Origin of the sequence: Vibrio chagasii (genome assembly GCF_024347355.1) — a bacterium.
GTDB lineage: Bacteria > Pseudomonadota > Gammaproteobacteria > Enterobacterales > Vibrionaceae > Vibrio > Vibrio chagasii.
The window spans coordinates 2,731,749-2,750,065 of sequence record NZ_AP025465.1 but is presented as its reverse complement, the minus strand read 5'-3'; the positions used below and the strand labels follow the sequence as shown (position 1 = coordinate 2,750,065).

The following is an 18,317-nucleotide window of genomic DNA, read 5'->3' as shown; positions in this document are numbered from 1 at the left end:
CCGCTTTATAGCCCCATTTTGTAACACGCCAATAAATAACTAATAAGGAAGTCATAAACTATGAGCCTGTTTATGAGCCTAGTCGGTATGGTTGTACTGATTGCAATCGCAGTACTACTATCTGACAACCGCAAAGCTATTAACTTTAGAACGGTGGGTGGCGCATTCGCTATCCAATTCGCACTTGGTGCATTCGTACTTTACATCCCTTGGGGTCGTGATTTGCTTGCAGGTTTCTCTGCTGGTGTAGCAAACGTAATCGACTACGGTAAAGACGGTACTGGTTTCCTATTCGGCAGCCTAGTTAACTTCTCTGTTGACGGTATCGGTTTCATCTTTGCTTTCCAAGTTCTACCAACACTGATTTTCTTCTCTGCACTTATCTCTGTACTTTACTACATTGGTGTAATGCAGCTAGTAATCAGAGTTCTTGGTGGTGGCCTTCAGAAAGCTCTAGGTACTTCTCGCGCCGAGTCAATGTCTGCAGCAGCAAACATCTTCGTTGGCCAAACAGAAGCTCCTCTAGTTGTTCGTCCATTTGTTCCTAAGATGACTAACTCTGAACTATTCGCAGTAATGTGTGGTGGTCTAGCATCTGTAGCTGGTGGTGTACTAGCAGGTTACGCATCTATGGGTGTTCCTCTAGAGTACCTAGTTGCAGCGTCATTCATGGCAGCACCTGGTGGTCTACTATTTGCTAAAATCATCAAGCCTGAAACAGATACGCCAGACGACAACATCGCTGACGATATCGACGGCGGCGACGACAAGCCAGCTAACGTTATCGACGCAGCAGCAGGCGGCGCATCAGTTGGTCTACAACTAGCTCTAAACGTTGGTGCAATGCTACTAGCATTCATCGGTCTAATTGCTCTAATCAACGGTATCCTAGGCGGCATCGGTGGTTGGTTCGGTATGGAAAACCTAACTCTAGAGCTTCTTCTAGGTTGGATCTTCGCACCGCTAGCATTCATAATTGGTGTTCCATGGGAAGAAGCAACTATTGCTGGTTCTTTCATTGGTCAGAAGACAGTTGTTAACGAATTCGTTGCATACCTAAACTTCGTACCATACGTTGGTGAAAATGCTCAAGTTGTTGCAGCGACTGGTCAAGTGATGTCTGAGAAGACTCAAGCTATCATCGCATTCGCACTATGTGGTTTCGCAAACCTTTCTTCTATTGCGATTCTACTAGGTGGTCTAGGTGGTATTGCACCAAGCCGTCGCCAAGACATCGCACGTATGGGTGTTAAAGCGGTTATTGCTGGTACTCTATCTAACCTGATGGCAGCAACAATTGCTGGCTTCTTCCTATCTTTCTAATTAAGTAGATTAGATTATATAGACGCCACTTTAATATCGCCCCGTAGCAAGAAATTGCTGCGGGGCTTTTTGTTTTTAGGCCTGTTGAATCTGAATAGAAGTTTGATTCTAGGTGGACCTAGAATGTTTTTTTGAGATACAAACCGTTTGCGTTTTAAGGAGCACTACAATTTATTTATGGATACCTATAATGTATAGGCTCAAGGGATAGAATGTCTCTTGTTGGCAAGAAAGTAACCGCTTGGGTTCGTCCGCAGTTATTCTTCTGGGATTAAGCCAAACTTAGCGATACGCTATAGATGTTAGACACAACATGACTGATTTGTTGTGCCATAGACCAAACTGGTACTGTGCGGTGACAAGGATTGCAATTGGTAACGAAAGTTATCAAGTCTTCAGGGAACCAAGTCCGTTCATTTGTGACTACTGAGCATTACTAAAATATCCATCTATACTGGATGGAGGGCGAAGTAGTTAACTATTTGAATATATTGATCGGAGATAGAAATGAGCGATTTAAAAGCAGCAGCTCTACGTGCACTTAAACTTATGGACCTAACTACGCTAAATGACGACGACACAACTGAAAAAGTTGTAGCGCTTTGTCACGACGCGAAGACTGCAGTGGGCAACACAGCTGCAATCTGTATTTACCCTCGCTTTATCCCAGCAGCTAAGAAAGCGTTGCGTGAGCAAGGTACTCCAGAAGTACGTATTGCGACTGTAACTAACTTCCCTCATGGTAATGATGACATCGAAATCGCAGTTGCTGAAACAAAAGCAGCAGTAGCATACGGTGCAGACGAAGTAGACGTAGTATTCCCATACCGCGCTCTAATCGCTGGCAACGAAGAAGTAGGTTTCGAGCTAGTTAAACAGTGTAAAGAAGCATGTGGCGACATCACACTGAAAGTAATCATCGAAACTGGTGAGCTTAAAGAAGAAGCACTGATCAAGAAAGCATCTGAGATTTGTATCAAAGCAGGCGCTGACTTCATCAAAACTTCAACAGGTAAAGTGCCAGTAAACGCGACTCCAGAGTACGCGCGCATGATGCTAGAAGTTATCCGTGACATGGGCGTAGCTAAAACTGTAGGTTTCAAACCTGCAGGTGGCGTACGTACCGCTGTAGATGCAGCACAATACCTAGCAATGGCTGATGAGCTACTAGGCGCTGAGTGGGCAGACAACATGCACTACCGCTTTGGTGCTTCAAGCTTACTAACTAACCTTCTTAATACATTAGAAGTGACAGACGAAACTGCTGATCCAGCAGCATACTAATCCTTTAAAAGTCTGTTTGATGGAGTGACGTTAAGTCACTCCATATTACCTCTTTTCCCTACAAACCATACTCACTAGAGTTTGGGAGGCACTAATGTATCTACCTCAAGAAATTATTCGCAGAAAACGTGACGGTGAAGTCTTAACAGCCGAAGAAATTAACTTCTTCATTCAAGGCGTTGCTAAAAACACGGTTTCTGAAGGCCAAATTGCAGCATTCGCAATGGCTATCTTCTTCAACGAAATGACAATGCCAGAACGTATCGCACTAACGTGTGCAATGCGTGATTCAGGCATGGTGATCGACTGGAGCCACATGAACTTCGATGGCCCAATCGTTGATAAACACTCTACTGGTGGTGTTGGTGATGTAACTTCTCTGATGCTTGGTCCTATGGTGGCAGCATGTGGCGGTTTCGTTCCAATGATCTCTGGTCGTGGTCTTGGCCACACTGGCGGTACGCTAGACAAGCTTGAATCTATTCCTGGTTACAACATTACACCAACCAACGATGTGTTCGGTGAAGTAACTAAGGATGCGGGTGTTGCTATCATCGGTCAAACAGGTGACCTAGCGCCTGCTGATAAGCGTGTTTACGCGACTCGTGATATCACAGCAACTGTAGACAATATCTCGCTAATCACGGCTTCAATCCTATCTAAGAAACTGGCTGCTGGCCTAGATTCTCTAGTGATGGACGTAAAAGTAGGTTCAGGTGCATTTATGCCGACTTACGAAGCGTCTGAAGAGCTCGCGAAATCTATCGTTGCAGTAGCAAACGGTGCTGGCACTAAAACTACTGCAATCCTAACGGATATGAACCAAGTTCTTGCTTCTTCTGCGGGTAATGCAGTAGAAGTTCGCGAAGCGGTTCAATTCCTAACGGGTGAATACCGTAACCCACGTTTGCTAGAAATTACGATGGCATCGTGTGCTGAAATGCTAGTACTTGGCAACCTTGCAAAAGATTCAGAAGAAGCGCGCGAAAAACTGATGGCAGTACTGGATAACGGTAAAGCAGCAGAGTGCTTCGGTAAAATGGTAGCGGGCCTTGGTGGTCCAGCAGACTTCGTAGAAAACTACGATAACTACCTAGAAAAAGCAGAAATTATTAAACCAGTGTACGCGCTAGAAAGCGGTGTGGTATCAGCAATGGATACTCGTGCAATTGGTATGGCTGTAGTTGGTATGGGCGGTGGTCGTCGCGTAGCAACGGACAGCATTGATTACGCAGTCGGTTTCGATAGCTTCATTCGTCTTGGCGAAGTGGCAAGCGATGAGAAACCATTAGCAATGATTCATGCTCGCAACGAACAACAGTGGCAAGAAGCTGCAACGGCATTACAAAATGCAATCACTGTGGGCGGAGAATATACAGCAACACCAGACGTTTACCGTCAGATTCGTTCTGAAGACGTGTAAATAACCGCTATCGGTATACCTCGCGTATACCGATAATCAAAAGCGCTGGTGCAAAGAGCAATAAGTTGGTGAAGAAAATGAAAAGAGCATTTATTTTAGTTTTAGATTCATTCGGTATCGGTGAGACAGCGGATGCAGACAAATTCGGTGATGTAGGTTCAGACACTATGGGTCACATCGCAGACCATTGTGATAAAGGTCTTGCTGACAATGCCGATCGTCAAGGTCCTCTGACGCTACCAAACCTGTCTAAACTAGGTTTAGCGATGGCTCACAAAGAGTCTACAGGTCGTTTTGCTCCGGGTATGGATGCAGACGCAGAAATCATTGGTGCTTACGGTCACGCTGCTGAGCTGTCTTCTGGTAAAGACACGCCATCAGGTCACTGGGAAATCGCAGGTGTACCGGTACTGTTTGACTGGGGCTACTTCACCGACAAAGAGAACAGCTTTCCTAAAGAGCTAACTGATCGCATTCTTGAGCGTGCAGGTTTGTCTGGTTTCCTAGGTAACTGCCACTCATCTGGTACTGAGATTCTAGATAACCTAGGTGAAGAGCACATGAAGACTGGCCTACCAATCTTCTACACTTCTGCGGACTCAGTATTCCAAATCGCGTGTCATGAAGAGACATTCGGTCTGCAAAACCTATTAGACCTTTGTCAGATTGCTCGTGAAGAGCTAGAAGAGTACAACATTGGTCGTGTTATCGCGCGTCCGTTTATTGGCCCAGGTAAAGGTCAATTTGAGCGCACTGGTAACCGTCGTGACCTTTCTGTTGAGCCACCGGCAGCAACGATTCTTCAGAAGCTTGTTGATGAGAAGGGCGGTAACGTTCACTCAATCGGTAAGATCTCTGATATTTACGCGGGTTGCGGTATTACTCAGAAAACAAAGGCAACGGGTATCCCTGCGCTATTTGAAGCAACCAAAGAAGCGATCAATGAAGCAGGTGATAACACCATCGTCTTCACTAACTTCGTTGATTTTGACTCAGCTTACGGTCACCGCCGTGATGTTGCGGGCTACGCTGCTGCACTTGAGTACTTCGATGGTCGTATCAATGAAATCATCGATATGATGAAAGAGGATGATGTACTTATCCTTACTGCTGACCACGGTTGTGATCCAACATGGCCAGGTACAGACCATACTCGTGAGCATATCCCTGTGATTGTTTACGGTAAAAATGTTCCAGCTGGTTCTTTAGGCCGCCGCGATACGTTTGCTGATATCGGCCAAAGCTTGGCGTCTTACTTTGGTACTTCGCCAATGGAATACGGTGAAAGCTTTTTATAATTGGTAATGAATAAAAGAGAGGGAGACCTCTCTTTTCTTTTTTGTTTTGATATTAAGGATATTTTCAATGGCTACTCCACATATTAATGCTGAAATGGGTGCGTTCGCTGATGTTGTTTTAATGCCTGGCGATCCGCTACGTGCTAAATACATCGCTGAAACCTTCTTAGAAGAGGTGGTTCAGGTGTGTGACGTGCGCAATATGTTTGGTTACACAGGTACTTATAAAGGTCGTAAGGTATCGGTAATGGGGCACGGTATGGGTATTCCATCTTGTTCGATTTACGCGACTGAGCTTATTAAAGACTTTGGTGTGAAAAAGATCATTCGTGTCGGCAGCTGTGGTGCAGTGAGCGAAGATATCAAAGTGCGCGATGTCGTGATTGGCATGGGGGCATGTACCGACTCTAAAGTGAACCGTATTCGCTTCAAAGGTCATGACTTTGCCGCTATTGCTGACTACAAAATGGTTCGTGCGGCAGAAGACGCGGCTAAAGCACGCGGTGTTGATGTAAAAGTCGGTAACTTGTTCTCTGCTGAGCTTTTCTACACGCCAGATCCTGAAATGTTTGAAGTGATGGATAAATACGGCATTGTTGGTGTAGAGATGGAAGCGGCTGGCATCTATGGTGTGTGTGCTGAATATGGCGCAAAAGCTCTGACTATCTGTACCGTGTCTGATCACATCAAAACAGGTGAGCAAACCACATCAGATGAGCGTCAAACAACCTTCAACGACATGATGGTTATTGCGTTAGACTCTGTACTTCTTGGTGACCAAGAGTAATTGTTCTTCACTGTAGCTTGATAAAGTAACAGATAACAAAAAGCCCCGTTGCTGCCTGAGCGTCGGGGCTTTTTATTGGATAACGTAATTGCGCTATTTATGAATTTACGTTCTTCAGAAGTAAGTTCTCGCCTGACTTGGTTGGTCTTCTACGAATCAACATAATAAACAGCACACCACTGACGAAGCCCATTAATACCATACCAATCATGTAGCGATCACTTTTGCGGTAGTGGTGATCCGATATCGCTGTCATTTTACCTGTCTCAAAGGTGACGCGGATAAAACCGATGATGTTGTTTTCTTTCGAGTAAATGGGCTCAACGAGTTGTTGCCTACCGATACTCGCGGTTGAAAGTGGTGTATCTAAGCCGAGTACCTCACGTACTGACAGCGCCTTTTCGCTCGAAGCCAGTCGAATGCCTTCTGCATCATAGATGGTGGTATCGAACACCAGTCGATCTTGAGATAGCTGATTGGTCAGGTCAAGCAGTCGCTCTTGGTCTTGTTGTGCGATCATTTTGCTGGCTGAAAGGGAAGCTTGAGAGATAAGCAGCTTGGTAAGTGTCTCGAGCTGTTTCGCTTGGATCTTCTCGTTACCCTTACTGATCACGACCGTATTTTTAATCGTAACGACGAACATAGTAGCCAACAAAATGAGGGCTAACATTCGCAAAGCGTTACGTATTGAGAACAATGATTCATTCATGTTTCACGGGGCCTGAAATAAACAAATGTTATGATTAAGACATATTGAGACTTGCGTTTTCAAATTGCAATAGGTTAACGTTTAGCATAGTTAATTAGGAATCATACACATGGACGCTCAGAAATATCTGCCGATAAAAAGGCATACTACATTATTAACTCGACTCCCCGAGACTCGTTTCGCTTCTCAACTCGCGAAAGCCAAAGCTAACTGGATTGTATTTGGCGAGTACCTATCACCGCAATCTTTCGATGACATCGACTTTTTCACTGGCATTTACAACACCGTTTTAGATACGTGGAAAGTTGGCCATTACGAAGTGGCATTAATGTCTGGCAACCTAACGCCAGCACATGAAGAAATCCTACAGGCTTTGAAGCTTGATTATGCTTGCCTTAGCGAAGTTCCAGACTTATCTAAGCCGGGTTTGATCGTGATGGATATGGATTCCACTGCGATTCAGATCGAGTGTATCGATGAAATAGCCAAGCTCGCTGGAGTAGGAGAGTTGGTCTCTGAAATTACAGAGCGTGCTATGCAAGGAGAGTTAGATTTCGAACAAAGCCTGCGTCAACGAGTTGGAGCTCTGAAAGGTGCGGATGAGTCGATTCTAGAGCAAGTGCGCCAATCACTGCCTTTTATGCCTGACTTAGTTGGACTGGTGAATACGCTTAACAAACTGGGTTGGAAAACCGCTATCGCATCGGGTGGCTTTACTTACTTCTCTGATTACTTAAAAGACACGCTAGACCTAGATCATGCCCAGTCGAATACTTTAGAAATCGTTAAGGGTAAATTGACAGGGGAAGTGTTGGGTGATGTAGTTTCGGCGCAAACCAAAGCCGATATCTTAGTCGAACTGGCTGAAGAGTATGAGTTGGAGCTACATAACACGGTTGCTGTTGGTGATGGCGCGAATGACTTGGTGATGATGGGCGCTGCTGGTTTAGGTATTGCCTTCCATGCAAAACCAAAAGTCGAGCAACAAGCTCAAACTGCTGTGCGTTATGCTGGCTTAGGTGGGGTATTGTGTATCCTGTCTGGCGCGTTGGCTAAGCAACAAAAAATCAGCTGGCAGGCGAAACCGTAAAGGTTCACAACAGCATGATTATTTAATCGTGTGATATTACAAAGACACAAAAGCAGGCTCTGAGCCTGCTTTTCTTTTTTATTGTACCTGGAGATGATGGGGTATTATGACTAACGCGTTAGCTCCAATCGGATCAACACTTCATCGGTAATATCTTCTATCTCACCATAACCGATAAACGCGGTGATCTCGTTTTCTAGCTTCTTCGCTTGGTGCATGCTGATACGAGCAAGCTCTTCTAAATCCGATTGGAATAAGGTGGTCAATGGATTGAAGATTGGCGCGGTCGTAACGCGAAGTACATACACATCACCTAAGTGCTGCGCTTTCTTAATGAATAAGATTCTTTCTTTTGCCGAGGCAAAGTCTTTCACCAACTTAGTATGTACTGATTGGATCTTGTCGCCGAGCTTCACCGCAGCGATATAGACGTCGTGGTGTTTAGGCTCTGCACCCTCGATTCTCTTTAGGGGCTCAGCCAGCAGCGAATTGGTGTGGCCTTTAAATATAGGCTCCAGTGAGAACTTTTGGTTGTGTCCAAGTTTCGCCAATAAAGTCAGGTGTTTATTGAGTGGGAAATTCACACCAATGATCTTACAACGCAGTGTTGAACTTGGTTTATCAATAAAGATAGGGCTACTGACCATCTTGCTTAACAAAATATTGTGCAGCGACTCAAGTAAGGAGTTCGTTGGCAGTATTTCTCTCTTCTTAATCAGCTTGCTTTGGTTTTGATCGATAAGCCCATTCAGGAACGCGATAGTACGCATTGTCTTAGCGTTCTCAGCAATTACTAATTGGACATTTCGGCCATTGGGGCTCACACGAATCACGTGATAAGGTACTGTGCTTAATGGCAGATTCTTATCGTAAAGCTGTAGCTCATTAAAGGTCACGATCACCGGATCATTGATCTTGAGGACCATTGGCTGTTCAAGAGTAATGCTCAACCCACGTTTCGAGATATCTAAGGTGTGGCCGTTTGCCGCTGCGCCATCTTGTGAGGTAAGTTGCAACGGTGACTTAAACTGGTATCTCGGTTCTTTACGACGGGTCTGAGAGTCAAAATAGATGCTTTGAATGTTCCCAACCACAGTTCGTGGGTGACGGAAGCGGTTCAGTTCACTGCTTGGAATGCGTGGCTTTTCACTCAATAAGTAATCCGCAGCACTCTCGTGATCGCCAATCTCTTGCAATATACCGCAATGCGTCAGTTGTGCTGAGCTTTGCGCTAGCGTGTCTGAATGTTTGGCTAAAGCTTGTCGCTCCGTTTCTGATAATTCGAATACAGATAATTTGAACGCCTTCCAGCTTTTACGCTTACCACCAATGTGCCAGAACAGTTGTCTTTGTTCACGAGTCGCTTCAGGTAACATCATCGAATAGAACAGCGTCTTATTTTGATGTTCATGAGTAAATGAATAGATGACGTTGCTGGTGCCTTTCACACCGGGCTTCGCCAGTAAGTTCATGCGCTGTTCGTTGAACAGAGTTCCTAGTGCCTGTTGGTTTCGCTCGTCGTGCCAGTATTGCCATAGCGGATGGTTGTTATCCGTAAGCAGTGCAAGCTTGAGTTCACTGCCACTAAAGAACAGCGGAAGGTTACAAGTGTGTTTTAGATAGGTGTGCTCGATACCTCGAGTGCGGGTTCGAATAACTCTATCTTGATTTTCGTGGCTGGTTTTCTTGCTTGTGCTATTTAAAGACTCATCAAGTAAACGCGCCACAATATTGTTGTCGCTTACCTTGATGGTTCTTAGGAATTTAACCGCGTCATTTTCATAGGACTCATCAATCCCAAGCACACGAAATTCTACTGCTTGGTTTACATCGGTTTCGAGTGACTTCTCAACTAGCTCGGTAAACTTAACGCTGATGATTTCACCTAGATTATAGCGAAAGACGCTTGGTACTTTGAATTTTGCACCTGAAGGAGAGATATCGACCGTGACACCGTGTAGGCTTTGTCCTTTTGAAGTGGTGACCTCAACTTGTGAGCTTATCTTGAGTCGGTTCTCTTGACGCTTTAAGTCATAACCTAGGTTAATGGCTTCAGCTTCATAAGGGCTGTTGGCACTGGTGATCTCTTGGGTATTTTGAGAGGCACTATTAACCACACTACGCAGAGGCTGAATTCTTGGCGCCATAACTAGCTCCCAAGCCCCTTCGGTGTAGCCTTTGAATTTTTTTGTACCACGTTGATAGGCATTTAAAGCGATGTCGTCGAGCCAGTGTTTTCGGCCATCGAGTGTGAATTGACGACACTCATTATCGATGCGTCCGCGTAAATCAATGCTCTTTGTACACGGAGCCATGATACGATTCAGTTCCATTTTAACGAGTAGTTTCAGAGACGGCGATTCACCTTCTGTCATTTGAGAAAGAAGGAACTCGAAATCTTCGGCGTGATAAGCCGGGATAAGACGCTCTGCTACAGATAGAATTTCAGATTGCTGCATACTTTTCTTGTTAGAATGGACGGTACATTTATGTTATCGACTAGTTTAAATCGATCTTTAAATATAAGTGGTATGACTGCAACGTTTATTTGCACCCGTACGGTCAAATAAGTCACAAATTGACAACATCATTGTGTAACTGGGTAAATTATTGAGGTTTTATGGCTAAGGCAAAGCGAGCTTATGTGTGTAATGACTGTGGGGCTGACTTCCCACGTTGGCAAGGACAGTGCAATGCGTGTGGTGCTTGGAACACAATTACAGAAGTTAGGTTAGCCGCTTCACCTCAGGTAGCGCGCAATGAACGATTGAGTGGTTATGCTGGTGGCGCAACAGAGTCTTCGGTTCAAACACTGTCAGAAATCGACCTGCAGGAAGTGCCACGTTTTAGTAGTGGCTTTAAAGAGCTCGACCGCGTGCTTGGTGGCGGTGTCGTACCTGGCGCTGCGATCCTGATTGGTGGTAACCCGGGTGCAGGTAAATCGACACTATTGTTACAAACTATGTGTTTGCTCTCTTCGCAACTTCCGACCCTTTATGTCACGGGTGAGGAATCTTTGCAGCAGGTCGCGATGCGTGCGTCTCGACTTGGATTGCCAAAAGAGCATCTAAAGATGCTCTCAGAAACGAACGTGGATAAGATTTGTCAGGTTGCCGAGAAAGAACAACCTAAGATCATGGTTATCGACTCGATCCAAGTAATGCATGTCGCTGATGTTCAATCTTCACCAGGAAGTGTAGCTCAGGTTCGTGAGTCAGCCACTGCACTGACTCGTTTTGCTAAGCAGAATAATGTAGCAATCTTTCTCGTTGGACACGTAACTAAAGATGGTACGCTGGCGGGCCCTAAAGTGCTTGAGCATATTATTGACTGTTCAGTGTTGTTAGATGGCGGAACAGACAGCCGTTTCAGAACGCTGCGCAGCCACAAAAACCGTTTTGGTGCAGTGAATGAGCTGGGTGTGTTTGCGATGACTGGTCAAGGGCTAAAAGAAGTCAGCAACCCATCGGCTATATTCTTGTCTCGTGGTGAAGAAGAGACATCAGGCAGTTCAGTGATGGTGGTATGGGAAGGGACCCGCCCATTGCTTGTTGAGATCCAAGCGCTTGTGGATTATTCCCAGTTGGCGAACCCTCGTCGTGTCGCGGTTGGTCTTGAGCAGAACCGTCTTTCTTTGTTACTCGCGGTGCTGCATAAACACGGCGGTTTACAAATGGCTGACCAAGATGTGTTTGTGAATGTCGTCGGTGGTGTTAAAGTAACCGAAACTAGTGCTGACCTTGCATTAGTCATGGCATTACTTTCTAGTTTCAGAGACCGTGCATTACCTAAAGATGTGGTGGTTTTTGGTGAAGTAGGCCTAGCGGGTGAGATTCGTCCTGTACCTAGTGGGCAAGAACGCTTGAATGAAGCATTTAAACACGGCTTTAAGAAAGCAATTGTTCCTGCAGCTAATATGCCGAAAGGTGGTATCCCAGGAATGCAAATCCACGGAGTGAAAAAACTATCAGAGGCAATTAATGCTTTTGATGAGTTGTAATTGAACTCACTTCAGCTAATCTATACAGCAGCAATTCAGTCTAACTTGAACGCCGATTGGGCTTGAGGTTAGCACTATAATTAACAATCATTTAGATTGTTTCTACAGCGTGCCTTTTTCTACATGTTAGGAAAAGGCAAAGTTTTTTAGTCCCAAATGCATGCAAAGCTATCAGTCTTCACAGATTGTGATATACTCTGCGCGCATTTTATATCCTATTAACAGAGTAAGACAATGGCAGATTTATCGAAATACAGAAACATTGGTATTTTCGCGCACGTTGATGCGGGTAAAACAACTACCACTGAGCGTATCCTTAAGCTAACTGGTCAAATCCACAAGACCGGTGAAGTACATGATGGCGAATCAACGACTGACTTCATGGAACAGGAAGCTGAGCGCGGTATTACTATCCAATCAGCAGCTGTAAGCTGTTTCTGGAATGGTCACCGTCTAAACGTTATCGATACTCCTGGACACGTTGACTTCACAGTTGAAGTATACCGTTCTCTTAAAGTGCTTGATGGCGGTATCGGTGTATTCTGTGGTTCTGGTGGTGTTGAACCTCAATCAGAAACTAACTGGCGCTACGCTAACGAATCAGAAGTATCTCGTCTGATCTTCGTTAACAAACTAGACCGTATGGGTGCTGACTTCTACCGCGTTGTTGACCAAGTTAAGAACGTTCTAGGCGCTACTCCACTAGTAATGGTTCTACCAATCGGTCGTGAAGACGAGTTCGTTGGTGTTGTAGACCTACTAAGCCGTAAAGCATACGTTTGGGATGACACTGGTCTTCCTGAAAACTACGAAATCAAAGATGTTCCAGCGGACATGGTTGATGACGTTGAGCAATACCGTGAAGAGCTAATCGAAACTGCTGTAGAGCAAGACGATGACCTTATGGAAGCTTACATGGAAGGTGAAGAGCCTTCTATTGAAGACATTAAGCGTTGTATCCGTAAAGGTACTCGCGATCTAGCGTTCTTCCCAACATTCTGTGGTTCTGCATTCAAGAACAAGGGTGTTCAAATCGTTCTTGACGCTGTAGTTGATTACCTACCAGCTCCAACAGAAGTTGATCCTCAGCCTCTAACTGATAAAGAGACTGGTGAACCTACCGGTGAAGTTGCGACAGTTTCTGCTGATGAGCCACTACGTGCTCTTGCGTTCAAGATCATGGATGACCGTTTTGGTGCACTAACTTTCATCCGTATTTACTCTGGTGTTCTTAACAAGGGTGATACAATTCTTAACGCTGCTACAGGTAAAACTGAGCGTATCGGCCGTATGGTTGAGATGCAAGCTGATGAGCGTAACGAACTTACATCTGCACAAGCTGGTGACATCATCGCTGTTGTAGGTATGAAGAACGTTCAAACTGGTCACACTCTATGTGATCAGAAGCATGAATGTACTCTAGAGCCAATGATCTTCCCAACTCCAGTAATCTCTATCGCTGTATCTCCAAAAGATAAAGGCGGTTCTGAGAAAATGGGTATCGCGATCGGTAAAATGGTTGCAGAAGATCCATCTTTCCAAGTTGAGACTGACGAAGAAACTGGCGAAACTATCCTGAAAGGTATGGGTGAACTTCACCTAGACATCAAGGTAGATATCCTTAAGCGTACATATGGCGTTGATTTAACTGTTGGTGCTCCTCAGGTTGCTTACCGTGAAACTATCACTCAAGCAATTGAAGATAGCTACACGCACAAGAAGCAATCTGGTGGTTCTGGTCAATTCGGTAAGATCGATTACCGTATCAAACCAGGCGAAGCTGGTTCTGGCTTCACTTTCTCTTCAACTGTTGTTGGCGGTAACGTTCCTAAGGAATTCTGGCCTGCAGTTGAGAAAGGTTTCGCATCTATGATGGAAAACGGTGTTCTTGCTGGCTTCCCAACTCTAGATGTTGAAGTAGAACTATTCGATGGTGGCTTCCACGCAGTTGACTCATCTGCAATTGCATTTGAAATCGCAGCGAAAGGCGCATTCCGTCAATCTATGCCTAAAGCGGGTGCACAACTTCTTGAGCCAATCATGAACGTTGACGTATTCACTCCAGAAGATCACGTTGGTGATGTAATCGGTGACCTTAACCGTCGTCGTGGTATGATCAAAGATCAACAAGCTGGTGCTACTGGCGTACGTATCAAAGCTGACGTACCACTATCAGAAATGTTTGGTTACATTGGTCACCTACGTACTATTACTTCAGGTCGTGGTCAATTCTCTATGGAATTCCAACAGTACTCTCCATGTCCAACAAACGTGGCAGACGAAGTAATCGCTAAAGTTAAAGCAGACAAAGAAGCTGGTAAGTAATTAGCTCTTTTCTAAATTAACTAGAAAGCCCCGCAAGTGAAAGCTTGCGGGGCTTTTTTATTAGAATCATAGTGCGAGATGCGAGATTGAAGTGGCCCCAAAGAGGGGCAATCCCGTATTCAGTAATACGGGATTGATAAAGCTAGGGGAGGCTAACGTTTTAAATCAATGTAGATTTGCTCTACCTTAGTACGAGCCCACTCTGTTTTACGCAGAAACTTTAAGCTCGATTTGATGCTTGGGTCTTTTTTGAAGCAGTTGATATTTACCATGTAGCTCAACTCTTCCCAACCGTAATGTTCTACCAATTCTGTTAGCAGTTTTTGCAGTGTAATGCCGTGAAGTGGGTTATTTGCTTGTGTCATGAGATTTACTCGTCATTTATTTGCTCTCAGTATATCAGTTTCATCTCATCAATTATCAGACCATTTGAGCTTGTAACTTATCTCGATAGTAGAAAATTCTTCTCAACTTTTATTCCCAAACAACTGAACCTGACTTTGTACTCAAGTTTTAAAGCGTTTGATTTTCTCGCGATGGAACTATCCCGTGAGTGCACAAAACAAGTAATTGTATTTGGGTTTGAGTGCGATATGACCTACCCGTATCAGTTCTTTTCCTAGCAAATACTTAAAAACAAACAGTGTTTAACTAGTGAGGCACTTTGAACAGATAATGCGTTGTCCAAAACAAAATGCGAACCACCAAGTTACAGTGATGAGAAGATGTCACTATGTATAAGTTGAACTTACAAAAAAGGAGCCTTACAGGCTCCTTCTTAATTTTTATTACTGTTCCCAAACCACTAATTTATCTTTTGGCCAGTTATGGCCTACTTCGTGATACTTCTGTTCTAAGACATGGCGTTTGATCTTGAGCGTTGGTGTTAACACGCCATTCTCAATACTCCATGGTTCTTTGATCATAAGTACGCCCTTGATCTTCTCATGAGACGCGAGCTTCTCATTCATTTTTTCGATCACTCGCTTAGTCGTTCTCTCGTAGCGAGCGCGATCGAAGTTAGGGAAATCATGCGGGACAACAAGAAGAATAGGACCAGGTAAGCCAAGGCCAATCAGACACATCATCTCTACGCGGCTGTACTCAAAGAGTTTATTCTCGATAGGTACTGGTGCAACAAACTTACCTTTCGCAGTTTTGAAGGTATCTTTCTTACGTCCACGAATGGTGAGGTAGCCTTCGCTATCAATATCACCAATATCACCGGTGTGTAGCCAGCCTTCAGAGTTAAACGACTCTTGCGTTGCAATATCATTTTTGTAGTAACCAGAGAACAGACCTTTACCACGAACTAAAATCTCTTCATCTTCGGCAATCTTAAGTTCAATGCCTGGGCCAGCATTACCAACCGTACCAATTTTATCCGCTCTAAATGGATAGTTTAATGTGCTGTAAGCGAAAGACTCTGTCATCCCCCACGCTTCGGTAATGTGTAAACCAACGCTTTCGTACCATGCAAGTAGCGCTGGTGATACTGGCGCGGAGCCACAGCCCAGAACGCGAGCTTGATCTAGACCTAAGCCATTAGCAAGCTTCCTCTTGATGATGTTGTTAATGAATGGGATTTTCAGCAGAATGTTCAGTTTTTTCTGTGGAAGTTTATCTTGGATGCGCTGTTGGAACAGGGTCCATAGACGAGGGACAGAAATAAACAGAGTAGGACGCTGCATCTTCACATCATCAATAAAGGTGTCTAAAGATTCTGGGAATGCGGTAACGACACCACCCATTACTGATGAACCAAAGATGTAGACACGCTCTGTGATATGGGCAAGTGGCAAGTAAGAAAACAGACGGTCATCTTTTTGGATACCGATATGATCGATCAGCCTTTGAACTGACCACGTAAAGGCACCGTACGTAAGCATTGCGCCCTTTGGTAAGCCAGAGGTACCTGATGTGTAAACAAGAGACATTAGCTTGTCATCGTGATGCTGAGGGCGTTTAGTCGTTGGTTCATGTGTATTGATGAGTTGACCAAATGTGTGTTTACATTTTGGTGCTGTATCATAGGGTAGCGAGATGCTAGCTAAGCTTGGGTTGTCATCAAGTACTTGTTGTGTCGCCTTCGGATCATCAAGCTTACCTGCAATGACGATCTTACTTTCACTGTGTTCAATACAGTATTGGATGGTATCCGCACCTGCGGTAGGAAAGATTGGGACGCTGACAAAATCTCCTAGCATCATGGCAAGGTCACAAATAAACCATTCTGCACAGTTTTTAGAAATAAGCGCGACTCGGTCGCCGGGTTCTGCACCAAGTGCTTCCAGTGCTGACGCCAGTTTTAGTGCTTTATCAGCCACTTCTTTGTACGTGAACTCGACAAACTGGCGGTTAATAATTTGCTTTAAATAGACCTCATTTGGGCGTTCTTCTGCCCACTTAAGAATCATATCATTGGGTGTAGGGAGAGCTGTTGCTTGTTCTTGGCTAAACTCGTTAGGCTGAATCATTGTCTAACTCCATGTTTTTCGCTAAGTTATTTTTGTTAAAATCATGTTAAATGTACCATGATTTTTTCTTTTAGGGAGTAAAATTAGCGTTTTCTGTTATCCATGTAGGCTCTTGTTTAGCTTATAGAGTCAACCCCTGTTTTAATATTTGAAAAATATGATATGTCTCGTGGGCATCATTAATCATAAATCACTGCTATTTTTGATCGGTTTTTTACTTCGTAGAGTTGTTGTATAACCAAATTAGATGGTTATACGTGGAACTATGAAAGCTCTTTTCAGAGTGTAGTTGAAACCTAAATGGGAGTAGCTATCTGTAAAGCGTCCATCTCTTCAATCTTGGCTTTGTTCCTCAAGCTACGTTTATTCACTGACCGTAACTCGTCTTCTAATTTTCATGGAACCAAGCTTATAGGCTAAGTTTCGTTATTTTTAACTCAATAAACCTATAAATGAGCCAAATAACATGAATGCACCGACAAGCCCTACGATTGGCATCTTGACCGTTTTCAATAGCCACACACCTACGATGATCAGAGCGAAGTCTAAACCGCCACTCACTGCACTTGTGAAGATTGGCTGATACAGAGCCGCAAGTAGTAATCCGACTACGGCTGCATTCACACCGGTAAGTGCACCAGCAACTAATGGTTTACTTGCAATTGCCTGCCAGTTTTTCAAAACCCCCAGTAGTAATAAGAAGCCCGGTAAGAACACGGCGATTGTCGCTAACAAAGCGCCAGTAATTGGTGCCGATGGCATTAATACATAGCCTAGGTATGTCGCTAAGGTAAACATAGGGCCAGGTACAGCCTGTGCGGCAGTATAGCCCGTTAGGAACGCATCTTGGGATAGTTGGTCACCAATACCATTCTGCAACAATGGAAGTACCACATGACCGCCACCGAATACTAAGCTGCCAGCTTGATAGAACAGCCCAAATACCTCGATACTTTGAGAGTATGCGCTGAACAGAGGAAGGCCAACCAACAGCGCGACGAAAATAACGAGAGGTGTTATGGAGATCTTGTGTGTTGATGGAACCGTTTTGATGTCTTGTGAGGTCAAAAACTTACTGCCAATGATTGCAGCAAATAGAAGTACCAAGATTTGCGGCCAGATCCCCGGAAGTAACAGGAGGACTACAGCGGTAACGACACACAAAGCAGTCGCGACTTTCGATTGGCAAAAGTTTTTGTACATGCCAAATGTGGCATCAGCAACCACCACCACTGCGAGTAGCTTCAAACCGTGAATAATTGAATTAAACAGAGGTGCTTCCAATAGCTGATTGCTCACCAAAGCTAATATCAACATTAAGATGATAGACGGGGAGGTAAAGCCGATAAACGCAGCAATCGCACCCGTTAAGCCACCTCTTTTGTAGCCAACCGCAAAACCAACTTGGCTTGAACCTGGGCCGGGTAGAAATTGACTAAGCGCGACAATTTGCCCGTACTCTTCATCAGATAGCCAGTTAAGTTTCTCAACAAAGGTTTTACGGAAGTAGCCAATGTGCGCAGCTGGTCCACCAAAGCTAATCCAGCCAAGCCAGAAAAAGGTTTTAAAAATTGAAAGCATGCTCGATTCCAGATAAATGT

13 protein-coding genes are annotated in these 18,317 nt (G+C 44.5%); 8 read left to right on the top strand and 5 right to left on the bottom strand.

From position 1 onward, the window contains the following. Window positions 1-60 precede the first annotated feature (60 nt). The 5 genes from OCV52_RS12555 to deoD all read left to right on the top strand — a co-directional run bounded on the left by OCV52_RS12555 (window position 61) and on the right by deoD (window position 6,115). Window positions 61-1,323, top strand: a complete 1,263-nt coding sequence (locus OCV52_RS12555) for a NupC/NupG family nucleoside CNT transporter (protein ID WP_008218780.1) — start codon at window positions 61-63, stop codon at window positions 1,321-1,323. A 507-nt stretch (window positions 1,324-1,830) separates the two neighbouring features. Next, window positions 1,831-2,607 (top strand): deoxyribose-phosphate aldolase, encoded by a 777-nt coding sequence (gene deoC, locus OCV52_RS12550; RefSeq protein ID WP_137407277.1) that lies wholly within the window; start codon window positions 1,831-1,833, stop codon window positions 2,605-2,607. 94 nt (window positions 2,608-2,701) lie between these two features. Next, entirely contained in the window at window positions 2,702-4,030 is a 1,329-nt protein-coding gene (deoA, locus tag OCV52_RS12545; protein WP_128159528.1) for a thymidine phosphorylase, read from the top strand. A 77-nt stretch (window positions 4,031-4,107) separates the two neighbouring features. After that, window positions 4,108-5,328 carry a phosphopentomutase gene (locus OCV52_RS12540; protein WP_137407278.1) on the top strand — a complete coding sequence of 407 codons (1,221 nt, stop codon included), beginning with the start codon at window positions 4,108-4,110 and terminating at the stop codon, window positions 5,326-5,328. 67 nt (window positions 5,329-5,395) lie between these two features. After that, the gene (gene deoD / locus OCV52_RS12535; protein WP_061032524.1) at window positions 5,396-6,115 is read left to right on the top strand and encodes a purine-nucleoside phosphorylase; all 720 of its coding nucleotides are present in this window, start codon (window positions 5,396-5,398) and stop codon (window positions 6,113-6,115) included. A gap of 97 nt (window positions 6,116-6,212) precedes the next feature. Here deoD and OCV52_RS12530 read toward each other — a convergent pair whose 3' ends face one another. Then, on the bottom strand, window positions 6,213-6,824 hold the full coding sequence (locus OCV52_RS12530; RefSeq protein WP_137407279.1) for a YtjB family periplasmic protein: 612 nt from the start codon (window positions 6,822-6,824) through the stop codon (window positions 6,213-6,215). Between the two features lie 109 nt (window positions 6,825-6,933). Between OCV52_RS12530 and serB the strand changes: the two genes are divergently transcribed. Beyond that, window positions 6,934-7,914 carry a phosphoserine phosphatase gene (gene serB, locus OCV52_RS12525; RefSeq protein ID WP_105057548.1) on the top strand — a complete coding sequence of 327 codons (981 nt, stop codon included), beginning with the start codon at window positions 6,934-6,936 and terminating at the stop codon, window positions 7,912-7,914. A gap of 110 nt (window positions 7,915-8,024) precedes the next feature. Here the strand turns inward: serB and OCV52_RS12520 are convergent, their stop codons facing one another. After that, window positions 8,025-10,373 carry a PilZ domain-containing protein gene (locus tag OCV52_RS12520; RefSeq protein ID WP_137407280.1) on the bottom strand — a complete coding sequence of 783 codons (2,349 nt, stop codon included), beginning with the start codon at window positions 10,371-10,373 and terminating at the stop codon, window positions 8,025-8,027. A 161-nt stretch (window positions 10,374-10,534) separates the two neighbouring features. On the opposite strand from OCV52_RS12520, the gene radA reads away from it, so the two are divergent. Further along, window positions 10,535-11,914, top strand: coding sequence for a DNA repair protein RadA (gene radA, locus OCV52_RS12515; RefSeq protein WP_061032527.1), 1,380 nt, complete (start codon window positions 10,535-10,537; stop codon window positions 11,912-11,914). Between the two features lie 234 nt (window positions 11,915-12,148). Continuing rightward, window positions 12,149-14,239 (top strand): elongation factor G, encoded by a 2,091-nt coding sequence (gene fusA, locus OCV52_RS12510; RefSeq protein ID WP_137407281.1) that lies wholly within the window; start codon window positions 12,149-12,151, stop codon window positions 14,237-14,239. Between the two features lie 152 nt (window positions 14,240-14,391). Here the strand turns inward: fusA and OCV52_RS12505 are convergent, their stop codons facing one another. The 3 genes from OCV52_RS12505 to chrA all read right to left on the bottom strand — a co-directional run bounded on the left by OCV52_RS12505 (window position 14,392) and on the right by chrA (window position 18,297). Further along, window positions 14,392-14,604 (bottom strand): VF530 family protein, encoded by a 213-nt coding sequence (locus tag OCV52_RS12505; protein WP_004740608.1) that lies wholly within the window; start codon window positions 14,602-14,604, stop codon window positions 14,392-14,394. A 423-nt stretch (window positions 14,605-15,027) separates the two neighbouring features. After that, window positions 15,028-16,716: an AMP-binding protein gene (locus OCV52_RS12500; RefSeq protein WP_137407282.1), complete on the bottom strand. Its 1,689-nt coding sequence runs from the start codon at window positions 16,714-16,716 to the stop codon at window positions 15,028-15,030. Between the two features lie 432 nt (window positions 16,717-17,148). Next, on the bottom strand, window positions 17,149-18,297 hold the full coding sequence (gene chrA, locus OCV52_RS12495) for a chromate efflux transporter (protein ID WP_137407283.1): 1,149 nt from the start codon (window positions 18,295-18,297) through the stop codon (window positions 17,149-17,151). Between the last annotated feature and the right edge of the window lie 20 nt (window positions 18,298-18,317).

Coding starts and splice junctions, on each gene's coding strand:
- deoD (WP_061032524.1), top strand. CDS start 5,396: ATGGCTACTCCACATATTAATGCTGAAATGGGTGCGTTCGCTGATGTT.
- serB (WP_105057548.1), top strand. CDS start 6,934: ATGGACGCTCAGAAATATCTGCCGATAAAAAGGCATACTACATTATTA.
- fusA (WP_137407281.1), top strand. CDS start 12,149: ATGGCAGATTTATCGAAATACAGAAACATTGGTATTTTCGCGCACGTT.
- radA (WP_061032527.1), top strand. CDS start 10,535: ATGGCTAAGGCAAAGCGAGCTTATGTGTGTAATGACTGTGGGGCTGAC.
- deoA (WP_128159528.1), top strand. CDS start 2,702: ATGTATCTACCTCAAGAAATTATTCGCAGAAAACGTGACGGTGAAGTC.
- chrA (WP_137407283.1), bottom strand. CDS start 18,297: ATGCTTTCAATTTTTAAAACCTTTTTCTGGCTTGGCTGGATTAGCTTT.
- OCV52_RS12500 (WP_137407282.1), bottom strand. CDS start 16,716: ATGATTCAGCCTAACGAGTTTAGCCAAGAACAAGCAACAGCTCTCCCT.
- deoC (WP_137407277.1), top strand. CDS start 1,831: ATGAGCGATTTAAAAGCAGCAGCTCTACGTGCACTTAAACTTATGGAC.
- OCV52_RS12540 (WP_137407278.1), top strand. CDS start 4,108: ATGAAAAGAGCATTTATTTTAGTTTTAGATTCATTCGGTATCGGTGAG.
- OCV52_RS12505 (WP_004740608.1), bottom strand. CDS start 14,604: ATGACACAAGCAAATAACCCACTTCACGGCATTACACTGCAAAAACTG.
- OCV52_RS12555 (WP_008218780.1), top strand. CDS start 61: ATGAGCCTGTTTATGAGCCTAGTCGGTATGGTTGTACTGATTGCAATC.
- OCV52_RS12520 (WP_137407280.1), bottom strand. CDS start 10,373: ATGCAGCAATCTGAAATTCTATCTGTAGCAGAGCGTCTTATCCCGGCT.
- OCV52_RS12530 (WP_137407279.1), bottom strand. CDS start 6,824: ATGAATGAATCATTGTTCTCAATACGTAACGCTTTGCGAATGTTAGCC.